The 21814-nt window shown below is 67.9% G+C and carries 21 protein-coding genes; 15 read left to right on the top strand and 6 right to left on the bottom strand.

Annotated features, from left to right (window positions below; translation table 11 throughout):
- Position 1 precedes the first annotated feature (1 nt).
- The 14 genes from rpe (at position 2) to secG (ending at position 13339) form a co-directional block, all read left to right on the top strand.
- Positions 2-664, top strand: coding sequence for a ribulose-phosphate 3-epimerase (gene rpe / locus ACX1NL_RS06620; RefSeq protein ID WP_181888485.1), 663 nt, complete (start codon positions 2-4; stop codon positions 662-664).
- The gene (gene ribD, locus ACX1NL_RS06615) at positions 661-1659 is read left to right on the top strand and encodes a bifunctional diaminohydroxyphosphoribosylaminopyrimidine deaminase/5-amino-6-(5-phosphoribosylamino)uracil reductase RibD (RefSeq protein ID WP_269951925.1); all 999 of its coding nucleotides are present in this window, start codon (positions 661-663) and stop codon (positions 1657-1659) included. Before rpe ends, ribD begins: the two co-directional genes overlap by 4 nt.
- Entirely contained in the window at positions 1640-2227 is a 588-nt protein-coding gene (locus ACX1NL_RS06610) for a riboflavin synthase (protein ID WP_239306431.1), read from the top strand. Before ribD ends, ACX1NL_RS06610 begins: the two co-directional genes overlap by 20 nt.
- 11 nt (positions 2228-2238) lie before the next feature.
- The gene (locus ACX1NL_RS06605; protein WP_269951923.1) at positions 2239-3504 is read left to right on the top strand and encodes a bifunctional 3,4-dihydroxy-2-butanone-4-phosphate synthase/GTP cyclohydrolase II; all 1266 of its coding nucleotides are present in this window, start codon (positions 2239-2241) and stop codon (positions 3502-3504) included.
- 22 nt (positions 3505-3526) lie between these two features.
- Entirely contained in the window at positions 3527-4012 is a 486-nt protein-coding gene (ribH, locus tag ACX1NL_RS06600) for a 6,7-dimethyl-8-ribityllumazine synthase (RefSeq protein ID WP_181888482.1), read from the top strand.
- Between the two features lie 77 nt (positions 4013-4089).
- Positions 4090-4632: a PH domain-containing protein gene (locus tag ACX1NL_RS06595; RefSeq protein WP_458897692.1), complete on the top strand. Its 543-nt coding sequence runs from the start codon at positions 4090-4092 to the stop codon at positions 4630-4632.
- Positions 4633-4635: 3 nt separating this feature from the next.
- On the top strand, positions 4636-6696 hold the full coding sequence (gene uvrC / locus ACX1NL_RS06590) for an excinuclease ABC subunit UvrC (protein ID WP_458897691.1): 2061 nt from the start codon (positions 4636-4638) through the stop codon (positions 6694-6696).
- A 54-nt stretch (positions 6697-6750) separates the two neighbouring features.
- Positions 6751-7662 (top strand): RNase adapter RapZ, encoded by a 912-nt coding sequence (gene rapZ / locus ACX1NL_RS06585; protein ID WP_458897690.1) that lies wholly within the window; start codon positions 6751-6753, stop codon positions 7660-7662.
- Between the two features lie 76 nt (positions 7663-7738).
- On the top strand, positions 7739-8662 hold the full coding sequence (locus ACX1NL_RS06580; protein ID WP_239406319.1) for a gluconeogenesis factor YvcK family protein: 924 nt from the start codon (positions 7739-7741) through the stop codon (positions 8660-8662).
- A 50-nt stretch (positions 8663-8712) separates the two neighbouring features.
- On the top strand, positions 8713-9681 hold the full coding sequence (whiA, locus tag ACX1NL_RS06575; protein ID WP_458897689.1) for a DNA-binding protein WhiA: 969 nt from the start codon (positions 8713-8715) through the stop codon (positions 9679-9681).
- Positions 9682-9919: 238 nt separating this feature from the next.
- The gene (gene gap, locus ACX1NL_RS06570; protein ID WP_458897688.1) at positions 9920-10930 is read left to right on the top strand and encodes a type I glyceraldehyde-3-phosphate dehydrogenase; all 1011 of its coding nucleotides are present in this window, start codon (positions 9920-9922) and stop codon (positions 10928-10930) included.
- A 91-nt stretch (positions 10931-11021) separates the two neighbouring features.
- A complete protein-coding gene (locus ACX1NL_RS06565) occupies positions 11022-12233 on the top strand; it encodes a phosphoglycerate kinase (RefSeq protein ID WP_458897687.1) in 1212 nt (403 codons plus the stop codon).
- A 14-nt stretch (positions 12234-12247) separates the two neighbouring features.
- The gene (gene tpiA / locus ACX1NL_RS06560) at positions 12248-13021 is read left to right on the top strand and encodes a triose-phosphate isomerase (protein ID WP_458897686.1); all 774 of its coding nucleotides are present in this window, start codon (positions 12248-12250) and stop codon (positions 13019-13021) included.
- 81 nt (positions 13022-13102) lie between these two features.
- Positions 13103-13339 carry a preprotein translocase subunit SecG gene (gene secG, locus ACX1NL_RS06555; RefSeq protein ID WP_458897685.1) on the top strand — a complete coding sequence of 79 codons (237 nt, stop codon included), beginning with the start codon at positions 13103-13105 and terminating at the stop codon, positions 13337-13339.
- Between the two features lie 12 nt (positions 13340-13351).
- Here secG and pgl read toward each other — a convergent pair whose 3' ends face one another.
- Genes pgl through tkt form a run of 5 tightly spaced genes read right to left on the bottom strand, consistent with a single transcriptional unit; the run spans position 13352 to position 19784 of the window.
- A complete protein-coding gene (gene pgl / locus ACX1NL_RS06550) occupies positions 13352-13975 on the bottom strand; it encodes a 6-phosphogluconolactonase (RefSeq protein WP_239355859.1) in 624 nt (207 codons plus the stop codon).
- A 49-nt stretch (positions 13976-14024) separates the two neighbouring features.
- Positions 14025-14954 carry a glucose-6-phosphate dehydrogenase assembly protein OpcA gene (locus ACX1NL_RS06545; RefSeq protein WP_458897684.1) on the bottom strand — a complete coding sequence of 310 codons (930 nt, stop codon included), beginning with the start codon at positions 14952-14954 and terminating at the stop codon, positions 14025-14027.
- 17 nt (positions 14955-14971) lie between these two features.
- Positions 14972-16510, bottom strand: coding sequence for a glucose-6-phosphate dehydrogenase (zwf, locus tag ACX1NL_RS06540; RefSeq protein ID WP_458897683.1), 1539 nt, complete (start codon positions 16508-16510; stop codon positions 14972-14974).
- 1 nt (position 16511) lies between these two features.
- On the bottom strand, positions 16512-17603 hold the full coding sequence (gene tal / locus ACX1NL_RS06535; RefSeq protein ID WP_458897682.1) for a transaldolase: 1092 nt from the start codon (positions 17601-17603) through the stop codon (positions 16512-16514).
- 9 nt (positions 17604-17612) lie between these two features.
- Positions 17613-19784, bottom strand: a complete 2172-nt coding sequence (gene tkt / locus ACX1NL_RS06530) for a transketolase (RefSeq protein ID WP_458897681.1) — start codon at positions 19782-19784, stop codon at positions 17613-17615.
- A gap of 159 nt (positions 19785-19943) precedes the next feature.
- Between tkt and ACX1NL_RS06525 the strand changes: the two genes are divergently transcribed.
- Positions 19944-20858, top strand: coding sequence for a heme o synthase (locus ACX1NL_RS06525; RefSeq protein WP_458897680.1), 915 nt, complete (start codon positions 19944-19946; stop codon positions 20856-20858).
- Here the strand turns inward: ACX1NL_RS06525 and ACX1NL_RS06520 are convergent.
- Positions 20855-21814 (bottom strand): quinone oxidoreductase family protein, encoded by a 960-nt coding sequence (locus tag ACX1NL_RS06520; RefSeq protein WP_458897679.1) that lies wholly within the window; start codon positions 21812-21814, stop codon positions 20855-20857. The two genes, ACX1NL_RS06525 and ACX1NL_RS06520, sit on opposite strands and share 4 nt — an antisense overlap.

Here is a 21814-nt window from a genome sequence, read left to right as displayed (position 1 = left end):
CATGATTCAGATCGCCCCATCAATTCTGGCCGCGAACTACGCCGCCCTCGGCGAGGACGTGCGCAAGGTTCCCAACGCGGACCTGATTCACGTGGACATCATGGACGGCCACTTCGTGCCCAACCTCTCCTTCGGGCCGGACGTGACAAAGGCGGTAAACGGGGTGACCGACCAGTTCCTGGACATGCACCTGATGATCGAGGAGCCGGAGCGCTGGTTCGAAACCTACGTCCAAGCTGGCGGCGACCGGCTGGTGTTCCACGTTGAGGCCACCGTCGACCACGTCGCGGCCGCGAGGCAGTGCCGCGAGCTGGGCGTGCAGTCCGGTTTTGCCATCAAGCCCGGCACCGCGATTGAGCCGTACCTGGACGATCTGGAGCACTTCGACCAGGTCATGGTCATGAGCGTGGAGCCCGGCTTCGGCGGGCAGAAGTTCATGCCGGAGGTCTTAAGCAAGGTCATGGTGCTGCGCGACCGCATCGCGGAGGCCAGCCTGGACACCATCATCGGCATCGACGGCGGCATCGCAAACGCCACCATCGCGCAGGCTGCGGAGGCCGGCGTGGACGCGTTCGTGGCCGGCTCCGCGGTCTTCGGCGCCGACAACCCGGGTGAGGCGGTGGAGCGCCTGCGCGAGCTCGCCCGCGAGGCCGCGCGAGGGTGACGGCGGAGCTCGGCGCCATCGCCGCCGCCATCGAGGCGGGCGAATCCGTCCGCGGCACCACCTCGCCGAACCCGCCGGTGGGCTGCGCGCTTATCGACGCCTCCGGTGAACTCATCGCCACCGGCGCAACCTCGCCCGCAGGCGGACCGCACGCGGAAATCAACGCCCTGCGAGACGCGGGCGAGCGCGCCCGGGGCGCGACCGCCGTGGTGACCCTGGAGCCGTGCAACCACACCGGCCGCACCGGCCCCTGCTCGCAGGCATTGGTGGAGGCGGGGATCGCACGCGTGGTGTACTTCACCGCCGACCCGAACGACGCGGCCGCCGGCGGGGCCGAGTACCTGCGCTCCCACGGCGTCGAGGTGGACTTCCAGCCGGTGCGGATCGCGGCGTTGCAGCCGTGGCTGCGCTCGGTGCGCCACAACCGTCCGAGCGTGACGCTGAAGTTCGCCTCCACGCTCGACGGCTTCACCGCCGCGACGGACGGCACGAGCAAGTGGATCACCGGCGATGAAGCCCGCGAGCTGGCGCACGAGGACCGCGCGAAGCTCGACGCCATCATCGTCGGCACCGGCACCGCGATCGCGGACGACCCGTCGCTGACCGCGCGCTTCCCGGACGGCACGCTGCGCGGGCACCAGCCGCGCCGCGTGGTCGTCGGCACGCGCGAGGTGCCCGAGGGCAACCTCACCCGCTTGGGCTTCGAGCAGTACGCCACACCCGAGGAGGCATTAGAAGCGCTGTGGGCAACCGGTGCGCGCGACGTGCTGGTCGAAGGCGGCGCGACGCTCGCCGCGAGCTTTCTCGAGCTGGATCTGGTGGACGCGGTGCAGGCCTACATCGCGCCCGCGCTTCTCGGCGCCGGCCGCGGGGTGCTGGACCGCGCGATTGCCGGCACCATCGCCGACGCCCGCCGCTTCCGCACCACCCTCGTGCGGCCGGTGGGAGGCGATGTGTTCATAGAAATGGAGAGAGATGTTTACGGGACTCGTTGAGGAAATCGGTGTGGTGGAGGAGCTGAAGCTGCTTGACGACGCCGTCCGGATCGCCGTGCGCGCCCCCAAGGTCACCGAGGACGCCGCCCCCGGCGACTCGATTGCCGTGGACGGGGTGTGCCTGACGGTGGTGGACAACGCGAACGGCACCTTCACCGCGGACGTGATGCGCGAGACCATGGACCGTTCCCGGCTCAGCACCTACGAGGCCGGCTCCGAGGTGAACCTGGAACGGGCGCTTGCCGCGGGCCAGCGGATGGGCGGCCACATCGTCCAGGGCCACGTCGACGGTGTGGCCGAGGTGGTCTCGCGCACCCCGTCGGAGCACTGGGAGGTGGTGCGCTTCACGCTGCCAAAGCAGCTTGAGCGCTACGTGGTGGAGAAGGGCTCCATCGCGGTCAACGGCACCTCGCTGACCGTCTCAGCGGTCGGCAAGGGCTACTTCGAGGTCTCGCTGATCCCTACCACGCTGCGCGAGACCACTGCCGGCGCGCTCGCCCCCGGCGACCCGGTGAACCTCGAGGTGGACATCGTGGCCAAATACGTTGAGAAGATGGTGCGGGGATAGGCTTGGACGGTATGACTTCCCCTAACTCCTTGAATACGGTCGAGGAGGCTATCGCCGCCATTCGCGCTGGCAAGGCCGTTGTTGTGGTGGACAGTGAGGACCGCGAGAACGAGGGCGACCTCATCTTCGCCGCCGAGGACGCCACCCCGGAGCTCGTCGCGTTCATGGTGTGCCACACCTCCGGCTACATCTGTGTTTCGATGCCGGATGAGCGCGCCACCGCACTCGAGCTGCCGCCGATGGTGGCCAACAACCAGGACCTGCACGGCACCGCCTACGCCGTCACCGTGGACGCGGCCACCGGTACCACCGGCATCTCCGCGCGCTCGCGCGCGACGACGATCGCCTTGCTTGCAGACGGCTCCGCCAACGCCTCGTCGTTTACCCGCCCCGGCCACGTGGTGCCCCTGCGCGCCAAGGCCGGCGGCGTGCTGGAACGCCCCGGCCACACGGAGGCGGCCGTGGACCTGGCGCGGCTGGCGGGCAAGACCCCGGTGGGCGCGCTGTGCGAGATCGTCTCCGAGGACGACCCCACCGACATGGCGCGTTTCGACGAGCTGCGCCGCTTCGCCAACACGCACGGGCTGCCCATGATCTCCATCGAGCAGCTGGCCGAATACCGCCGCCATCACGAACGCACCGTCGAGCGCGTCACCGCGGCGAAACTTCCCACCGAGTACGGCGAGTTCACCGCCGTGGGCTACCGCGACACTGTTTCCGGGGTGGAGCATGTGGCGTTGGTTGCCGGAGGCGTCGAGAAGCTGCGGGAAGCAACAGATGTGCTGGTGCGGGTGCACTCCGAATGCCTCACCGGCGACGTGTTCGGCTCCACGCGCTGCGATTGCGGCCCTCAGCTGCGCGAGTCCATGCGGCGCATCCAAGCTGCCGGGCGCGGCGTGGTGGTGTACCTGCGCGGGCATGAGGGCCGCGGCATTGGACTCATGGCGAAACTGCAGGCCTACCGGCTGCAGGACGCGGGCCTGGACACCGTGGACGCGAACCTGGAGCAGGGCCTGCCGGCGGACGCGCGGGAGTACTCCGCGGCCGGGCAGATCCTGGCGGATCTGGGGGTGGGCACCTTCGAGCTGCTCACCAACAACCCGGACAAGTCCGACGCGCTGGCGGGTTACGGCCCTGCGGTGGCGCGCCGCAGTAGGATCGAGATCGTTCCCACACACGACAACATCAAGTACCTGCGCACCAAGCGCGACCGGATGGGCCACGACCTACCTGGTGTGGCCGAATGGCTCCACGCCCATCCGGGGTACGCAACCTAAACGGACCCAAAAGGAGCTGCAAGTGGCATCGAGTGGAGCACCCGAGGACTATTCCATACAGGCGGAGGGCATGACCATCGCCGTGGTTTACACCCGGTGGAACGACAAGATCGTCGACCTGCTGCGCGCCGGCGCGCGGGATGAGGCCCGGGAGCTCGGCGTGAAGGTGGAGGAGTACGCCGTCGCCGGCGCCCTCGAGCTGCCGGTGGTGGTCCAGGCGTGCGCTAAGCGTTACGACGCCGTGGTGGCCCTCGGCTGCGTCATCCGCGGCGAAACCGCCCACTTCCAGTACGTGTGCGACTCCGTGACCGCAGGGCTGACCCGCGTGGCGTTGGATGAGCAGACTCCGGTGGGCAACGGCGTGCTCACCGTCGACGACGAGGACCAGGCCTACGAGCGCGCCGGTGGCGAGGACGCCAAGGAAGACAAGGGTGCCGAGGCCATGCGCGCCGCCGCCGGTACAGCCGCGGAGCTGCGCAAAGTTCGCGCTCTGCCGTTGAAGGGCTAAGGTAGCCCGGAGGGCGTGGGGCGGCCTTTGGGACGCTGCCACGCAACATGCTCGAGCGCTTGTAAGGAGTAACGGCAGTGGCTGATCAGGCTGAACAGCACAACCCCACGGGACTTTCGGGCCGGGACGAGATTGCCTACCTCAACGCGCTCGACCCGCACGCCACCACCACCACGAAACCGTGGGAGCTGGAGCTGTCCTCGAAGTTTCTGCGCAAGGTCGCCGTCGGCTGGATCGTTGTGGTCATGGCGGTGCACGTGTTCATGTCCTGGGCCGTGGACGCCGAATTCACCGGCGTGTCCATCACCGACCTGGACAAGTTCGCCTTCATCGGCGTCGGCCTGATCATCTCCGTGCTGTCCTGGATCGCGCTGACCCGACCGCGGGTGCGCGCGAACGAGGACGGCGTGCAGGTGCGCAACATCATCGGCACCCGCTATTACCCGTGGGCCGTGATCTACGGTCTGAGCTTCCCCAAAGGCTCGCGCATGGCGCGCCTTGAGTTGCCGGAATTCGAGTACGTGCCCCTGTGGGCTATTCAGTCCGGCGACAACGAGCACGCACTGAAGGCCGTGGATGACTTCCGCGCGCTCGAAGCCAAGTACATGCCGCAGGACTAAGCGTTGGCGGACCCGCAAAGCTACCGCCCAGCGCCGGGCACCATCCCGACCGACCCCGGGGTGTACAAGTTCCGCGACCGCGACGGCCGCGTCATTTACGTGGGCAAGGCGAAAAGCCTGCGCGCGCGCCTGAACAACTACTTCCAGCCGCCGCACACGCTGCACCCGCGCACCCGCCAGATGGTCTACACCGGCGCGTCCGTGGAATGGACTGTGGTGGCCTCCGAGGTGGAGGCGCTGCAGCTGGAGTACACGTGGATCAAGCGCTTCGACCCGTGGTTCAACGTCATGTACCGCGACGACAAGACCTACCCCATGCTCGCGGTGAGCGTGAAGGAGCGCTATCCGCGCGCGTTCTTCTACCGCGGCCCGAAGCGCAAGGGGGTGCGCTACTTCGGGCCGTACTCCCATGCGTGGGCGGTGCGCGAAACACTGGACCTGCTCACGCGCGTGTTTCCGATCCGGACCTGCTCGAACGGTGTGTTCAACCGTCACGAGTCGCTGGGGCGGCCGTGCCTGCTCGGTTACATCGACAAGTGCGCCGCCCCGTGCGTGGGGCGCGTGGACGAGGCCGAGTACGACGAGATCGTGCAGGGCTTCTTGGGCTTCATGTCGGGGCGCACCGACCAGCTCGTGCGCGGCATCACCGCGCAGATGCAGGAAGCCTCCGAGAATCTGGAGTTTGAGAAGGCCGCCAGGCTTCGCGACGACCTCGGCGCCGTGAACAAGGTCATGGAACGCCAGACGGTCGTCTTGGGGCAAGACACCGACGCCGACGTCATCGCTTTCGACACCGACGAGCTCGAAGCGGCGGTGCAGATCTTCAACGTGCGCGACGGGCGCATCCGGGCCCAGCGCGGCTGGGTGGTGGAAAAGACCGGCGATGAGCCCGGCGCCGCCGAGCGGCTGGAAGAGGGGCAGAAGGACCCGACCCTGCCGACGCTGATGCAGAACTTCCTTGTGCAGTACTACTCCGACGCGGTGGAGCGGGTCCGCCAGGAGCAGGAGGAAGACCGCACGATCGAGGCGCAGAAGGTGCGCCGCCGCGGCGTGGACCAGGAATCCCGCGCCAAGGCGGAGGCGCCGATGCCGGTGCCGCGCGAAATCCTCGTGGAGACGCTGCCGACGGAACTGCCGGAGGTCACCGAGCTGCTCGCGGAGCTGCGCGGCGGCCCGGTAGAGATCCGCGTGCCGCAGCGCGGCGACAAGCGCGCGCTGATGGAAACGGTGCACAAGAACGCCTCGGAGGCGCTGCACCAGCACAAGCTCAAGCGCGTCGGCGACCTGACCGCCCGCTCCCAGGCGCTGCAGGACATCCAGGACGCCCTCGGGATGGACGAGGCGCCGCTGCGCATCGAGTGCACCGATATTTCCCACATCCAGGGCACCGACGTGGTGGCGTCGCTGGTGGTGTTCGAGGACGGTTTGCCCAAGAAGAACGACTACCGCCGCTACCGCATCAAGGAGGCCGCCGGCGACGGCCGCTCCGACGACGTCGGCTCCATCGCCGAAGTGACCCAGCGCCGCTTCAAGCGCTACAACGAGGACAAGCTGGCCAACCCCGACGAGGTCGCGGAGGAGCAGACCTTCGCGGACGAGGCGGACGAATCCACCGGCGCGAAGCGGTTCGCCTACCCGCCGCAGCTGTTCATCGTCGACGGCGGCAAGCCCCAGGTCAACGCCGCGCAGGCGGTGTTCGACGAGTTGGGCATCGTGGATGTGCAGCTCATCGGCCTGGCCAAGCGCCTCGAGGAGGTGTGGGTGCCGGACGACGATGAGCCGATCATCCTGCCCCGCAACTCCGAGGGCATGTACCTGCTGCAGCAGATCCGCGACGAGGCGCACCGCTTCGCGATCACCTACCACCGCCAGCAGCGCTCCAAGCGGATGCGCGCCTCGGCGCTGGACGCGGTGCCGGGGCTGGGGCCGGCCCGGCGCACGGACCTGGTTAAGCACTTCGGCTCCGTGAAGAAGATCAAGGAAGCGACGGTGGAGGAGATCCAGCAGGTCAAGGGTGTGGGCCCGAAGCTCGCGGAGACCATCTACCAGCATCTGCACCAGTAGAAGCGGGTTGCTAATCGACGGCACGTCGCCCCCTCCTTGTCTAGGATGTTCCTTATGTCCACGACATCCTCCGCACACGCATTGCCCCAGGAAGATTCCGCGACCCCGATGCGCCCTGTGATCATCACGGGCCTGTCGGGCGGCGGCCTGTCCACGGCAGCGAAGGTCTTTGAGGACAAGGGCTTTTTCGTCTCCCAGAACCTGCCGCCGCAGCTGATTCTGGAGCTGGTGGACCTGGCCGCCGCGGACGATTCCCCGGTGGAGCGCCTCGCGGTGGTCAGCGATATCCGCGCGGCGAAATTCAACGGGTCCCTCATGGAGACCATCGCGGCGATCCGGGACCGCGACCACCAGCCGTTCGTCCTGTTCCTGGAGGCGCGCGACGACGTGCTGATCCGCCGCTTCGACTCGGTGCGCCGCACCCACCCGCTGCAGGGCGACGGGACGCTGCAGTCCGGCATCGAGCGCGAGCGCGAAGAGATGGAGGAGCTGCGCGCGTCCGCGGACGTCATCATCGACACCTCGAACCTGTCGGTGCACGACCTGCGCCGCGCGGTGGAGGCTTCCGTCGGCGAGCTGCCGGTGGGCCGGCAACACGTCACCATCGAATCCTTCGGGTTCAAGCACGGCTCGCCGCGCGACGCTGATATTGTGCTGGACGTTCGTTTCCTGCCAAACCCGTACTGGGTGGAGGGGCTCCGGGAGTTCCGCGGCGTGGACAAGGCGGTTTCTGACTACGTGTTGAGCCAGGACGGCGCCCGCGAGTACGTGGACAACTTCGTCGACCTGCTCTCTAGCACCCTGGGCGGCTACCGCCACGAGGGCAAGGACTTCATCACCGTCGGCATCGGCTGCACGGGCGGGCACCACCGCTCAGTGGCGGTGGCGGAGGCCGTCGGAAAGCGTCTGCGCCAGCAGGGGCAGGTGGATGTCAATGTGATCCACCGCGATCTTGAGCGCCACTAAGCGAGCCGGTTAGGCCATCAGAAAGAAGGGTCAATTGAGCCATACGTCGTTCACGTGCCTCGGGGGAGGGCACGGCTTGTACCAGACGCTTACCGCCGCGCGCGAAGCCGGCGCGTCCACGATCAACGCGGTGGTCACCGTGGCGGACGACGGTGGATCGTCCGGGCGCTTGCGCCGCGAGATGGAGATCGTCCCGCCCGGGGATCTGCGCATGGCGCTGGCGGCCCTGACAGCCGAAGGCGAGGACGGCGCGCAGTGGCGCGAGACCCTGCAGCACCGCTTCGGCGGGCACGGCGCCATGGCCGGCCACGCGCTGGGCAACCTGTTGATCACCGGGCTGGCCGAGCGCCTCGGCGACACCCAGGCCGCCCTGGATCAGGTGGCCGCCTGGACCGGATCCGCCGGCCGCGTCATCCCGGTGTGCCCGCAGCCGCTGGACATCGAGGCGGACGTGGCGGGCCTGGACGACGACCCGCGCGTGCTGCGCTCCGTGCGCGGCCAGGTGGCGGTGGCCACCACCCCCGGGGCGGTGCGGCGTGTGCGCCTGACCCCGGCGCAGCCAGCCGCGAGTGAGGCGGCGGTGCAGGCGATCATGGACGCGGACATGGTGACCATCGGGCCCGGCTCCTGGTTCTCCTCGGTGATCCCGCACATCCTCGTGCCCGACATCGCCCAGGCGCTCAACGAGACGTCGGCGACCGTCGCGGTGATCCTGAACCTCTCGCCGGAGGCGGGGGAGACCCACGGGTTCACCACAGAACGTCACATCCACGTGTTCTCCCAGCACGCCCCGCAGCTGCACGTGGACTACTTCCTCGCCGATGAGCGCACCGCCACCTCCGACGGCGAGCGCGACAACATCGCCCGCGCTGCCGCTCGTTTGGACGCAGAGGTCGCCTTCGCCCCGCTGCGCGAGGTGGACGCCGTGGGCGCACCGCTGAACCGCCACGACCCGAAGCAATTGGCATCTGCCCTCAAGGCGCTGCGCCCGGCACGATAGAATGCTGGGCGGTTCCAAGCTGCAACACACGTAAACGAGGGGAGGCGCCGGTGGCGCTCACGGCCAAGGTCAAGGACGAACTCCTGCGCGCCACCGGCGGCGGGCTGGAGGCGCGCGCCGCGGAAGCGGCCGCGCTGATCCGGTTCGGCGGGGAGATCCAGCCGGCGGAGGGCGGGGTGGCCATCGTCGCGGATTTTGAAGAAGAAGCGGTCGCGCGGCGCCTGGCCAGCACGGTGGCCGATTTGTGCGCGGTGGAGGCGAGCGTGGAGCTGATCCCGGCGTCTTCAGGCAACCGCGAATCGCGGTACGAGGTGCGCGTCGATGACGGCGCGGCGGACGTCATCCGCCGCTTGAAGCTCGTCACCGCGTCCGGCCACCCGGTCGTGGGGATGCCGCGGCAGGTCATTTCCGGCGACATGGCCGGAGTCGAGGCCGCGTGGCGCGGGGCCTTCCTCGCACGCGGGCGCTTGGCTGAACCGGGCCGGACCGCCACCCTCGAGGTCGCCTGCCCGGGCCAGGAAGCCGCGCTGGCGCTGGTCGGGCTCGCCCGGCGCCTGGGGCTGACCGCCAAGACACGCGAGACCCGCGGCGTCGAGCGAGTGACGCTGCGCGACGGGGAGGCCATCGGCATCCTGCTCAGCCGCATGGGCGCGCCGGCAACCCGCATCGAATGGGACACGAAGCGCGAATCCCGCGCAGTCAAGGCGAAAGCCAACAGCAGGCTCGCCACCTTCGACGACGCGAACACCCGCCGCTCGGCGCAGGCGGCAGCCGCGGCGGCGGCCCGCGTGGAGCGCGCCATGGAGATCCTCGGCGACGACGTCCCGGAGCACCTGGCCGAAGCGGGCCTGCTGCGCGTTGAACACCGCCACGCGTCCTTGGAGGAGCTGGGCCGTTTAGCGGATCCGCAGATGACCAAGGACGCGGTGGCTGGACGCATCCGGCGCCTGCTCTCACTCGCAGACAAACGCGCCGCCGAACTGGGCGTGGAGGACACGCACGGGAGCCCGACCACCTAAAACCCGCGCAGGTGATGCACTTCACAATGGGCCTTTACGGTCTGCGTCGGGGGTAGAAGCGACGGAAAAGGCTCCCCCTGACGACCGGAACCGGGCATAAACCAACATCCAGGGTGGGTGCTGCTTGCGGTTAGCACCCCTGGTTTCGTCGATAGGCAGAAAGCTCTCTGCAGGTGAGAGCCCTGGTCATTACACTCGGGGGTGGACCGACAGACCACGAGCACGAGGAGTGTTGACTGTGACTACCCGCATTGGCATCAACGGTTTTGGCCGTATCGGCCGCGCAGCACTGCGCATCATCGAGGACGAGTACAAGGGCGAGCTCGAGGTTGTGAAGATCAACGACCTCACCGACAACGAGACCCTGGCGCACCTGATGAAGTACGACACCGCGTACGGCCAGTTCAACCACGAGATCGAGCACGACGACGACTCCATCACCATCGACGGCCGCCGCATCGAGGTCTCCGCGGAGAAGGACCCGGCCAACCTCGCATGGGGCGACGTCGACGTGGACATCGTGCTCGAGTGCACCGGCGTGTTCCGCAAGGGCCCGCAGGCCAAGGCGCACATCGACGCCGGCGCGAAGAAGGTCATCATTTCCGCACCGGGCAAGGAAGTCGACGGCACCTACGTCTGGGGTGTCAACCACACCGACTACACCGGCTCCGAGGAAGTCATCTCCGCTGCGTCCTGCACCACCAACTCCCTGGCACCGGTGGCCAAGGTGCTTGACGAGGCCTTCGGCATCGAGCGCGGTCTGATGACCACCATCCACGCATACACCGGCGACCAGCGCCTGCAGGACGCGCCCCACAAGGACCTGCGCCGCGCCCGCGCCGCCGCCCAGAACATCGTGCCCACCACCACCGGCGCGGCCAAGGCCGTCGGCCTGGTGCTGCCGAACCTGGACGGCAAACTCGACGGCTTCGCCATGCGCGTGCCCACCATCACCGGCTCCGCCACAGACCTCACCGTCACCCTGAACAAGGAGACCACCGTTGAGGAGCTCAACGCTGCGGTGAAGAAGGCGGCCGAGGACGCCGAGTTCGGCCAGGCGCTGAAGTACACCGAGGACCCGATCGTCTCCTCCGACATCATCGGCAACCCGCACGGCGCCATCTTCGACGCGGGCATGACCCGTGTGAAGGACGGCAACCTGGCAAAGATCATCTCCTGGTACGACAACGAGTGGTCCTACACCGCCCAGTACATCCGCCTGACCAAGTTCGTGGCGGACAAGCTCTAAAGGCTTCGGCCTTTGGGCCCGTGGTGTCTTCCGGCACGGCGGGCCCGTTTTTCATACGATGGTGAGTGTCTACAGAGCAAAGGAGATACCCATGACCAAGAACTTGCAGCAGCTTCTCGACGAAGGCGTGGACGGCCGCCACGTCCTGGTGCGGTCCGACTTCAACGTCCCCCTGGACGACGACGGCAACATCACCGACGCCGGCCGCATCGACGCCTCCCTGCCCACCCTGAAGGCGCTGCTGGACGGCGGCGCCAAGGTGATCGTCATGGCGCACCTGGGCCGCCCGAAGGGCGAGGTCAACCCGAAGTTCTCCCTCGCCCCGGTGGCGGAAGCGCTGTCCGAGCGCCTGGGCCAGTTCGTCCCGCTGGCGGGCGACGTCTCCGGCGAGGACGCCCACGAGCGTGCCAACGGCCTGACCGAGGGCGAAATCCTCCTGCTCGAAAACGTCCGCTTCGACGCGCGCGAGACCTCCAAGGATGAGGCGGAGCGCACCGCGTTCGCCGAGGAACTCGCCGCACTCGCCGCCGACAACGGCGCGTTCGTCTCCGACGGCTTCGGTGTCGTGCACCGCGCGCAGGCCTCCGTCTTCGACGTGGCAAAGAAGCTCCCGGCCTACGCCGGCTACCTCGTGGACAAGGAGGTGGCGACGCTGTCTTCCGTGAAGGACGACCCGCAGCACCCGTACGTGGTGGTGCTGGGCGGCTCCAAGGTTTCCGACAAGCTCGGCGTGATCGAAGCGCTGGCGGAGAAAGCCGACAAGATCATCATCGGCGGCGGCATGTGCTACACCTTCCTCGCCGCCCAGGGCCACAACGTGCAGAAGTCGCTGCTGCAAGACGACATGGTGGACACCTGCAACGAGCTCATCGAGCGCTTCGGCGACAAGCTGCTGCTGCCGGTGGACGTCGCCGCCGGCGCGGAGTTTGACAAGGACACCGAGAAGAAGATCGTCGGCCTGGACGAGATCCCGGAGGGCTGGATGGGCCTGGACATCGGCCCGGAGACCGCCAAGAACTACGCCGAGGCCATCAAGGACTCCAAGACGGTGTTCTGGAACGGCCCGATGGGCGTGTTCGAGTTCCCGAACTTCGCAGACGGCACCAAGGCTGTGGCCGAGGCCATGATCGCGGCGACGAAGGACAACGATTCCTTCACCGTGGTCGGCGGCGGCGATTCCGCGGCGTCGGTGCGCACCCTCGGCCTGGACGAGGACGGCTTCAGCCACATCTCCACCGGCGGCGGCGCCTCCCTCGAGCTGATCGAGGGCAAGGAACTGCCGGGCGTTTCCGTACTGAACTAGGAGGTTTGCTACCTATGGCACGCACGCCACTTATCGCGGGCAACTGGAAGATGAACCACGACCACCTCGAGGCCATCCAGAGCGCCCAGAAGCTCGCCTTCGCGTTTCCGAAGGACGGCTACGAGTACGTCGACATCGCGCTGACGGTCCCGTTCACGGACCTGCGTTCCATCCAGACCCTGGTGGAGGGCGACAAGCTCAAGATCACCTACGGCGCCCAGGACGTCTCCGAGCACGACAACGGCGCCTACACCGGCGACATCTCCGCGGCGATGCTGGAGAAGCTGGGGTGCTCCTGGGTGGTCGTCGGCCACTCGGAGCGCCGCGAGTACCACGGCGAGACCAACGAGCAGGTCGCGGCGAAGGCCGCCAAGGCCATCGAGCACGGCATCGCCCCGATCGTCTGCGTGGGCGAGCCGCTCGAGGTGCGTGAGGCGGGGGAGCACGTCGACTTCGTGGTGGAGCAGGCGCGCGAGTCGCTCGCGGGCGTGGACCTGTCCAAGGCGGTCATCGCCTACGAGCCGGTCTGGGCGATCGGCACCGGCAAGGTCGCCTCCGCCGAGGATGCCCAGGAGGTCTGCCACGGCATCCGCGAGCTCGTGCGCGAGCTTAGCGACGACTCCGTCGCCGACGCGATCCGCATCCTCTACGGCGGCTCCGTCAAGGCCGACACGGTGGCCGAGATCATCTCGCAGCCGGACGTGGACGGCGGCCTGGTCGGCGGCGCCTCCCTGGACGGGCAGGACTTTGCCAAGCTCGCCGCGGCGGCCGCAAACTCGGTGATGTAAGTCGCTGCCGGGATCTTCTTTGCGGTGGTGTAAGCTCATCGGGAGTTTGCACCATCGCCCATTTTGAAAGGTGTCGCACACATGGCTTTAGCCCTTGAGATTGTGCTGGTGATCGCTGCGATCATCATGACCGTCTTCGTCCTGCTCCACAAGGGTAAGGGCGGCGGCCTGTCCAGCCTGTTCGGCGGCGGCGTCCAGGCAAACCTGTCCGGTTCGACCACGGTGGAGAAGAACCTCGACCGCGTCACCGTGCTGCTGGCCCTGATCTGGATCCTCTGCATCATCGGCCTGAATCTGATTCAGACCTACGCGGTCTAAGCACGCGCGAAGCTAGAACGGTCCTGTTGCGTCCTTCGTGGCGAACAGGACCGTTTCTTTGCGCCCGATAGCGCCGGCGACCGGCCAGTCGTCGGCGGCCTCGGCCCCGTCCGAGGCGTGGCTGGTCGCCTCTGCCTTCTCCGCGCCGGAGACCAACAGCCACACCCGGTCGGCGGACTGCACCGCCGGCAGGGTCAGGGTGGCGCGCTCGGCCGGCGGCTTCGGCGAGTCAGTCACCGCCACCACCATCGCGTCGCGCTCGCGCACCGCGTCGGTGTGGGGGAACAGGGAGTTGATGTGGCCCTCGCCTCCCATGCCCAACAGGTGCAGGTCGAACCCGCCGTCGCCGACGAGTTTGCGGTAGCGTTCCACCGCAGCGTCCATCGGGCCGCCGTCGAGGCCGTAGCCGTGGATGTTCTCCTCCGGGATGTCCACCTTGGACAGCAGCGCCGCGCGGGCCTGCCCCTCGTTGGAGTCGGGGTGGTCCGCGGGCACGTTGCGTTCGTCGCCGAAGAAGACCTCCACGCGCGACCAGTCGATGTCCTCGCCGGCGAGGCGCTCAAGCAGGGCGATGCCGGCGGTGCCGCCGGTGAACACCACGCGTGCGGTGCGGCCCTCGGCGTGGATGTCGGACATGAGAGTGGTGAACCGAGACGTTGCGGCGTCGAGAAGCGATGCCAGATCGTTAAAGCTCAATGTGTACTCCTTGGAGTCCGCGAAGCGCGCGCTCGTAGGTGGTGTCGGGGCCGAGGTGGCGCAGGTCCTCGGCGAGGCTTTCGGCCTCGCTGCGTTCGCCCATGGCCACGAACGAATCGGCGTGGCCGGGCGCGCAGATGCGCACGGTGTGGCTGTCCTGGACCGCGACCTCCACGTCGCCGCCTTCGCAGTGCAGCACCAAGCGGGCGATGGGGAAGTCGCCGGCCGCCTCGCCGGCGCAGCGTGTCACGTCCACGCCCAGGCTGGAGGCGAGCCAGCCGGCGGCGAGGTCCACGCTCGGGTCCCCGGCGGCGCCCGCGATCTCAGCGGAATGAACGTGCTTGCCGGGGTGGCGGTCCAGGGCGGAGGCGACGATGCCGCGCCACGGCGTGATGCGCGACCACATCATGTCCGAATCGCCGTGCTCGTAGCCGTCCGTGAGCTGCTTCAGCGTCACGCCGTTCGTGCCGCGGCGCAGGTTCGTGATGCGTCGCTGGGCGATGCGGCCCAGCTGCGTGCCGGACGGGTGCTTCGGCGCCTTCTGCGGCCAGCACGCCACCACCGGGGTGTCCGGCAGCAGCAGCGGCGTGACCACCGCGCCCATGTGGCCAGTCAGCTCGCCGTACAGGCGCATGACCACCACCTCGGAGGCGCCGGCGTCGGTGGCCACTAGCACCTGCGCGTCGAGGCGGGTTTCGGCGTCCGGGTCGCCGGAGATGAGCACCAGCACCCGGGCGGGGTGCTCGAAGGAGGCGTCGCGCAGGGTGGCGAGTGTCTCGTCGATGCTGTCGTCGCGCGCGTCGTCGATGGCCACCAGCAGGGTGAGCACGCGCCCGGTGGCCAGTGAGTGGCGCTCCCGTGCGTGGGAGAGCTCGGCGGCGATGGCTTTGGTGGTGGTGTCCGGCAGTTCGGTGATCATGCTCGAGCCTTTCTTGCTTATGGACGCCGCCAGGCGCGCCCGTCCTTCGACAGCATGCGCTCGGCAGAGGCCGGCCCCCAGGTGCCGGCGGCGTAATCGTCGGGGCTGCCTTGCTCGGCCCAGTAATCCAGTACCGGATCCAGGATCTCCCAGCTGCGCTCCACCTCGGAGTTGGTGGGAAACAGGCTGGACTCGTCGAGCAGCGCGTCCAGGATGAGGCGCTCGTAGGCCTCGGGGGACTGCTCGGTGAATGCCTCGGAGTAGGCGAAGTCCATGTTCACGTCGCGCAGCTCCATGCCGGGGCCGGGGACCTTGGAGCCGAAGCGCATGAGCACGCCCTCGTCCGGCTGGACGCGGATGACCACGGCGTTGTTTGTGAGCAGGTCCGTCTGCCCCTGGGAGAACGGTTGGTAGGGAGGGTGCTTGAACACCAGCGCGATTTCGGTGACGCGGCGGCCCAGCCGCTTGCCGGTGCGCAGGTAGAACGGCACGCCGGCCCAGCGGCGCGAATCGATCTGCAGGGTGCAGGCGGCAAACGTCTCGGTGGTGGAGTTCGGGTCGAACCCCTCCTCCTCGCGCAGTCCAACCACCTTTTTGGAGCCCTGCCACCCGGCGGTGTACTGGCCGCGGGCGGTGGTTTTGCCGAACGGGCCCACCGCCGAGGTGGCGCGCAGCACCTTGAGTTTCTCGGCGCGCAGCTGGCCGGGGGAGAACGAGGTCGGCTCCTCCATGGCCACAAGGGCGAGCAGCTGGATCAGGTGGTTCTGGATCACGTCGCGGGCGGCGCCGATGCCGTCGTAGTAGCTGGCGCGCCCGCCCAAGCCGATGTCCTCGGCCATGGTGATCTGCACGTGGTCGATGTAGTGGGAGTTCCACACCGGCTCAAACATCTGGTTGGAAAAGCGCAGCGCCAGGATGTTCTGCACCGTCTCCTTGCCCAGGTAGTGGTCGATGCGGAAGACGGACCGCTCGTCGAACACGGCGCCGACGACTTCGTTGAGCTCCTTCGCGGATTCGAGGTCGTGGCCGAACGGCTTTTCAATGATCACGCGGCGCCACTGGTTCTCGCCCTCGTGCGCCATGCCGGAGCGGTCCAGCTGGTGGACTACCTCGGCGAAAAACTCCGGCGGCACGGACAGGTAGTAGGCCCAGTTGCCGGCGGTGCCGCGCTGCTCGTCGCTGCGTTTGCAGGTGGCGGCGAGCCGGTCGAAGGCGGCGTCGTCGTCGAAGTTGCCCTGGACGAACTCGAGGCCTTCGGCGAGGCGCCGCCAGACGTTCTCGTGGAATTCGGTGCGCGCGCCGTCGTCGACAGCCTTGCGCACGTACGCCTCGAAGTCAGCCTTGGACCAGTCGCGCCGCCCGTACCCGACCAGCGTGAACCCGCCGGGCAGAAGACCTCTGTTAGCCAGGTCGTAGACGGCCGGCAGCAGCTTCTTGCGGGCGAGGTCGCCGGTGACCCCGAAGATCACCATGCCGGAGGGCCCGGCGATCTGGGGGAGACGTTTGTCGGCGGGGGAGCGCAGCGGGTTGGTCCACTGCTGGTGCGGAGAAGTCACGTTAGGCGAGCCTAGCAGTCATGGAATCGAGCAGCTCCTGCCACGCGTCCACGAACTTTTCCACGCCTTCGCGCTCCAGCACGGCGACCACGTCGTCGAGGTCGATGCCCACGCTCCGCAGCGCCGCGAAGGTCTCGCGGGAGACGGCTTCGGTGCCGGTGAGGGTGTCGCCGTGCACGCCGCCGTCGCGAAGCACAGCGTCGAGCGTCTTCTCCGGCATCGTGTTCACGGTCTGCGGGCCGGCGAGCTCGGTGACGTACATCGTCGCCGGGTAGGCCGGGTTCTTCACACCGGTCGACGCCCACAGGGGGCGCTGGGCGTTCGCGTTCGCAGGAAGCGTATCGACGACAGCTTCGCCGAACTCACGCTCAAACAGCGCATACGCCAGCCGCGCGTTGGCGATGCCCGCCTTGCCGCGCAGCGCCAGTGCCTCGTCAGTGCCGATGGCTTCGAGGCGCTTGTCCACCTCGGTGTCCATGCGGGAGACGAAGAAGGACGCCACCGAGTGGATGCGGCTGACATCGTGGCCTGCGGCGGCGGCCTTGCGGATGCCGTCCTTGTAGGCGTCGATGACCTGCTTGTAGCGCTCCACCGAGAAGATCAGGGTGACGTTGACGGAGATGCCCTCGGCCAGCGCCGCGGTGACGGCGGGCAGCGACTCGTCGGTCGCCGGGATCTTGATCATGAGGTTGTCGCGGTCCACCAGCTGCCACAGCTCGCGGGCCTGGGCGATGGTCTTCGCCTCGTCGGCGGCGAAGCGCGGGTCCACCTCGATGGAGACGCGGCCGTCCTTGCCGCCGGTGGCCTCGTAGGTGTCGCGGAAGAGGTCGCAGGCGTCCTGCACATCCTTGACGCTCATGGCGTAGACAGCGGCGTCGGCGGTGGTGCCAGCCTGCTTCAGCTCGGCGAGCTGCTCGTCGTAGTGGTTGCCGGAACCCATGGCAGCGGCGAAGATCGCCGGGTTCGTGGTCACACCCACGATGGACTTCGCGTCCTTCACCTCGGCGAGGTTGCCGGTGGCGATGCGCTCGCGGGAGAGGTCGTCGAGCCAGGTGGAGGTGCCGGCCTGGTACAGATCGTCGATAGCAGTCATGCCGCAACCCTACTTTCCGTCGCCGCGGGTCGGCTCAGCCTCGGTGTCGCCGACGCGCACGCTCGTCGCCACGCTGCGCTCCTCGCGCACGCACTCGAGGGTCTCGCGGCCGGTGCGAACGACGTTGTCGGTGGTGAAGCCGAAGCGCTCGAACAGCTCCGCACCCGGCGCGGAGGCGCCGAAGTGCTCCAGGGACACCGCGCGGCCGTATTCGCCGAGGAAGCGGAACCACGGCATGGAGGTCGCGGCCTCGACGGACACGCGGGCCTTGACATCGCGCGGCAGCACGGAGTCGATGTAGGCATCGTCCTGCTCCATGAACCAGTCCATGGACGGCACGGACACCACGCGGGTGGCGGTGCCCTCGGACTCGAGGACCTTGGCGGCCTCGACGGCGTACTGCACCTCGGAGCCGGAGGCCATGAGGATCACGTCCGGGGTGTCGGCGGATTCTTCGACCAGCACGTAGGCGCCGCGGGCCACGCCGTCGAAGGCCTTCTCCTTGGTGCCCTCGAGCACGGGCAGGTTCTGGCGGGACAGCGCCAGCGCCTTCGGCTGCTCCTTCGCCTCGAGCGCGGCGATCCAGGCGGCCGAGGTCTCGTTCGCGTCCGCCGGCCGGATCACGGCGACATCCGGGATGGCGCGCAGGGCGGCGAGGGTCTCCACCGGCTGGTGGGTCGGGCCGTCTTCGCCGAGACCGATGGAGTCGTGGGTGAACACGTAGTAGCCGTCGATGCCGGACAGGGCGGCCACGCGGATGGCGGGGTAGAGGTACTCGGAGAAGATGAGGAAGGTGCCGCCGTAGACGCGGGTGCCGCCGTGCAGGGCGATGCCGTTCATCACCGCGCCCATGGCGTGCTCGCGGATGCCGAAGTGCAGGTTGCGGCCGTAGGGGTCGGCGGAGAACATCTCGGTGGAAATGGAGCGCGGGCCGAAGGACCTCTCGCCCTCGATCAGGGTGTTGTTGGACCCTGCCAGGTCGGCGGAGCCGCCCCACAGCTCAGGCAGCGCGGCCGCGGCGGCCTGGATCGCGGCCGCGGACGCCTTGCGGGTGGCCACACCCTTCGCGTCCGGCTCCCAGGTGGGGAAGTCCTTCTTCCAATCCGTCGGCAGCTCGCGGGCTGTGAGGCGGTCCAGCAGCGCCTTGCGCTCAGGGTTCGCCTCGGCCCAGGCGTTGAACTTCTCGTCCCAGACGGCCCGCTTCTCTGCGGCGCGCTCGCGCAGCTTGCGGGTGTGAGCGATCACCTCATCCTCTTCCGGGAAGTTCACCGCCGGGTCGAAGCCGAGCGCCTCCTTGACCGCGGCGACCTCGTCGGCGCCGAGTGCCGCGCCGTGGATGGCGCCGGTGTTCATCAGGTTCGGGGCCGGGTAGCCGATCACGGTTTTCACGCGGATGATCGTCGGCTTGGTCGGCTCCGCCTTCGCCTCGGCCACGGCGGCCTCGATGGCGGCGACGTCCTCGCCGGATTCGACGGTAAGCGTCTGCCAGCCGTAGGCGTCGTAACGCTTGAGCACGTCCTCAGTGAACGCGATTTGGGTGTCGTCCTCGATGGAGATGCGGTTGTCGTCCCAGAACAGGATGAGGTTGCCCAGCTGCTGGGTGCCGGCGAGCGAGGACGCCTCGGCGGTCACACCCTCCTGCAGGCAGCCGTCGCCGGCGACGACGTAGATGTAGTGGTCGAAGGGCGACTCGCCGGCGGGGGCGTCGGGGTCGAACAGGCCACGCTCACGTCGAGAAGCCATCGCCATGCCCACGGCAGAAGCGAGGCCCTGGCCGAGCGGGCCGGTGGTGATCTCGATGTGGTCGGTGTGGTTGTACTCCGGGTGGCCCGGGGTCTTCGAGCCCCAGGTGCGCAAGTCCTTAAGGTCCTCCAGCTCCAGCCCGAAGCCGCCCAGGTAAAGCTGCACGTACTGCGTGAGCGAGGAGTGGCCGTTGGACAGCACGAAGCGGTCGCGGCCCACCCAATCCTTGTCGGCTGGGTCCACGTCCATCACGCGCTGGAACAAGGTGTAGGCCAGCGGCGCAAGGCTCATGGCGGTGCCGGGGTGGCCGGAGCCGCAGTTTTCCACCGCGTCCGCCGCGAGCACCCTGGCCGTGTCAACGGCGCGGGTGTCGGTCTCGATCCAGTCCTGCGGGTAGTTACGCTCGGTCATTGCCTGCAGTTTCGGGGGCAGCGTCATGGGTTCCTCGCTTTCTTTAAGGTCGCACAAAAGCATATCGCTTATCGACGCCACCGGTCCTACCCGTCGCTCGATTCGTTAACTCACGCTGGTTGGGGCTACCATCATCCGAAGGTATGATTGCCCGCGCCCGACGGCGGTACAAAAAGGAGAGAGTTGTTGGAGACCATCAAGGCATATTTCGCGTTGACGAAGCCGAGGGTCATTGAACTTCTCTTGGTCGCCGCGATTCCCGCGATGCTGCAGGCGCACCGCGGCGAGGTGCACCTCTGGCTAGTGCTGGGCACGCTGCTTGGCGGCTGGATGGGTGCCGCGGCCGCGAACACCTTCAACATGGTCGCGGATTACGACATCGACCAGAAGATGGGCCGCACCCGCGCCCGTCCGCTGGTGCGGCACTCGGTGACCAAACAGAAGGCGGCCGTGTTCGCCTGGGTGATGCTCGTGCTGTCCGTGCTCTGGCTCGGGGTGCTGTGCAACTCCTGGCTGGCGGCGTTTTTCATCCTCCTGACCAACTTCTTCTACATCTTCATCTACACGAAGTGGCTGAAGCGCCGCACCTGGCAAAACGTGATCTGGGGCGGTGCGGCCGGCTGCATGCCCGTGATGGTGGGCTGGGCCGTGATCCGCGACAACGTCCACGACGGTTCCGCCGACAACTGGTGGCAGGCCATCGTGCTGTTTTCGATCATCTTCTTCTGGACCCCGCCGCACACCTGGGCGCTGGCCATGAAGTACAAGGACGACTACGCCCGCGCCAACGTGCCCATGCTGCCGGTGGTGGCGACTGCGGAAGAAACCTCCCGCCAGATCGTGATCTACTCCTGGCTCACCGTGGCCGTCTCGCTGCTGCTGGTGCCGGCCGCGTCCTGGATCTACCTGGTAATCGCGATCGCCTCGGGTGCGGCGTTCTTGGTCATGGCGACCAAGCTGCACCAGGGCATCGTGCGCGACGAGAACGTCAAGCCGCTGAAGCTGTTCATCCTCTCCAACAACTACCTCGCCGCGCTGTTTCTGGGCCTGTCCTTCGACGCAGTGCTCGGCTGGGAGACCGTCGGCCAGCTGCTGTTCTAAACCTTCAGCACAACCGAGCCGGTGGTCTTTCGCGCCTGCAGGTCCTCGTGGGCCTGGCGGGCGTTTTTCAGCTCGTAGGGCGGGTGGATGCGGATTTTCACCGTGCCCTCTTCTACCGCCCGGGCCACGGCCTGGGCGCGCATGAGGAACTCGTCGTCCGTGGCCACGTAGTGCTTCAGCGACGGGCGGGTGAGAAACAGCGCGCCGTGGGCGTTGAGCTCCTGGATCTTGAACGGCTCGACGTCGCCGGAGGCGGAGCCGAACGAGCAGACCAGCCCGCGCGGGCGGGTGACGTTGAGGCACATCTCGAAGGTGTCTTGGCCGACGCCGTCGTAGACCACGTCCACGCCGCCGCCGCCGTTCTCGGCCTTGATCTGCTCGGCTAGGTCCTCGCCGTAGCGGAACACCTTGGTCGCGCCCGCCTCGTAGGCGAGCTTTTCTTTCTCGTCGCTGGAGACCACCGAGTACACGGTCGCCTCCTCGGCGGCCGCCATCTGGGTCAGGATCAGCCCCACGCCGCCGGCGCCGGCGGTGACCACCATGGTGTCGCCCGGCTTCGTCTCGCGCACGCCGTGGAGGAGGTAGTGCGAGGTCATGCCCTGCAGCAGCATCGAGGCCGCCACCGCAGGATCGACGCCCTCCGGCACGGCGACCAGCCGGTTGCGGTCCACCGCCACCTGCTCGGCGTAGGAGCCGGGGGCGGCGTGCCAGGCCACGAGGGTGCCGGGCGCGATCTTGCCCAGGGGATCTTCCACCACGCGGCCGCAGCCCTCGGTGCCGGGAATGTACGGCGGGTTCGAGGGGTAGGTTCCGGAGCGGAAGTAGGTGTCGATGTAGTTGATGCCGGCGTACGTGACGTCGACAAGCAACTGCCCCTCAGACGGCTGTGGCGGCTCGACGTCCTTGTACTCGAGGACTTCCGGGCCGCCATGGGATGTGACAACGATTGCTTTCAT

Source organism: Corynebacterium sp. CQ3829_602738 (genome assembly GCF_054478435.1).
This window is presented reverse-complemented; position numbering and strand designations above follow the sequence as displayed.

What these genes read in the sequence shown, in the direction of transcription:
- rpe (WP_181888485.1), top strand. Translation starts at nt 2, where the DNA reads ATGATTCAGATCGCCCCATCAATTCTGGCCGCGAACTACGCCGCCCTC.
- ACX1NL_RS06610 (WP_239306431.1), top strand. Translation starts at nt 1,640, where the DNA reads ATGTTTACGGGACTCGTTGAGGAAATCGGTGTGGTGGAGGAGCTGAAG.
- ACX1NL_RS06605 (WP_269951923.1), top strand. Translation starts at nt 2,239, where the DNA reads ATGACTTCCCCTAACTCCTTGAATACGGTCGAGGAGGCTATCGCCGCC.
- rapZ (WP_458897690.1), top strand. Translation starts at nt 6,751, where the DNA reads ATGTCCACGACATCCTCCGCACACGCATTGCCCCAGGAAGATTCCGCG.
- ACX1NL_RS06565 (WP_458897687.1), top strand. Translation starts at nt 11,022, where the DNA reads ATGACCAAGAACTTGCAGCAGCTTCTCGACGAAGGCGTGGACGGCCGC.
- tpiA (WP_458897686.1), top strand. Translation starts at nt 12,248, where the DNA reads ATGGCACGCACGCCACTTATCGCGGGCAACTGGAAGATGAACCACGAC.
- secG (WP_458897685.1), top strand. Translation starts at nt 13,103, where the DNA reads ATGGCTTTAGCCCTTGAGATTGTGCTGGTGATCGCTGCGATCATCATG.
- pgl (WP_239355859.1), bottom strand. Translation starts at nt 13,975, where the DNA reads ATGTCCGACATCCACGCCGAGGGCCGCACCGCACGCGTGGTGTTCACC.
- ACX1NL_RS06545 (WP_458897684.1), bottom strand. Translation starts at nt 14,954, where the DNA reads ATGATCACCGAACTGCCGGACACCACCACCAAAGCCATCGCCGCCGAG.
- tal (WP_458897682.1), bottom strand. Translation starts at nt 17,603, where the DNA reads ATGACTGCTATCGACGATCTGTACCAGGCCGGCACCTCCACCTGGCTC.
- tkt (WP_458897681.1), bottom strand. Translation starts at nt 19,784, where the DNA reads ATGACGCTGCCCCCGAAACTGCAGGCAATGACCGAGCGTAACTACCCG.
- ACX1NL_RS06520 (WP_458897679.1), bottom strand. Translation starts at nt 21,814, where the DNA reads ATGAAAGCAATCGTTGTCACATCCCATGGCGGCCCGGAAGTCCTCGAG.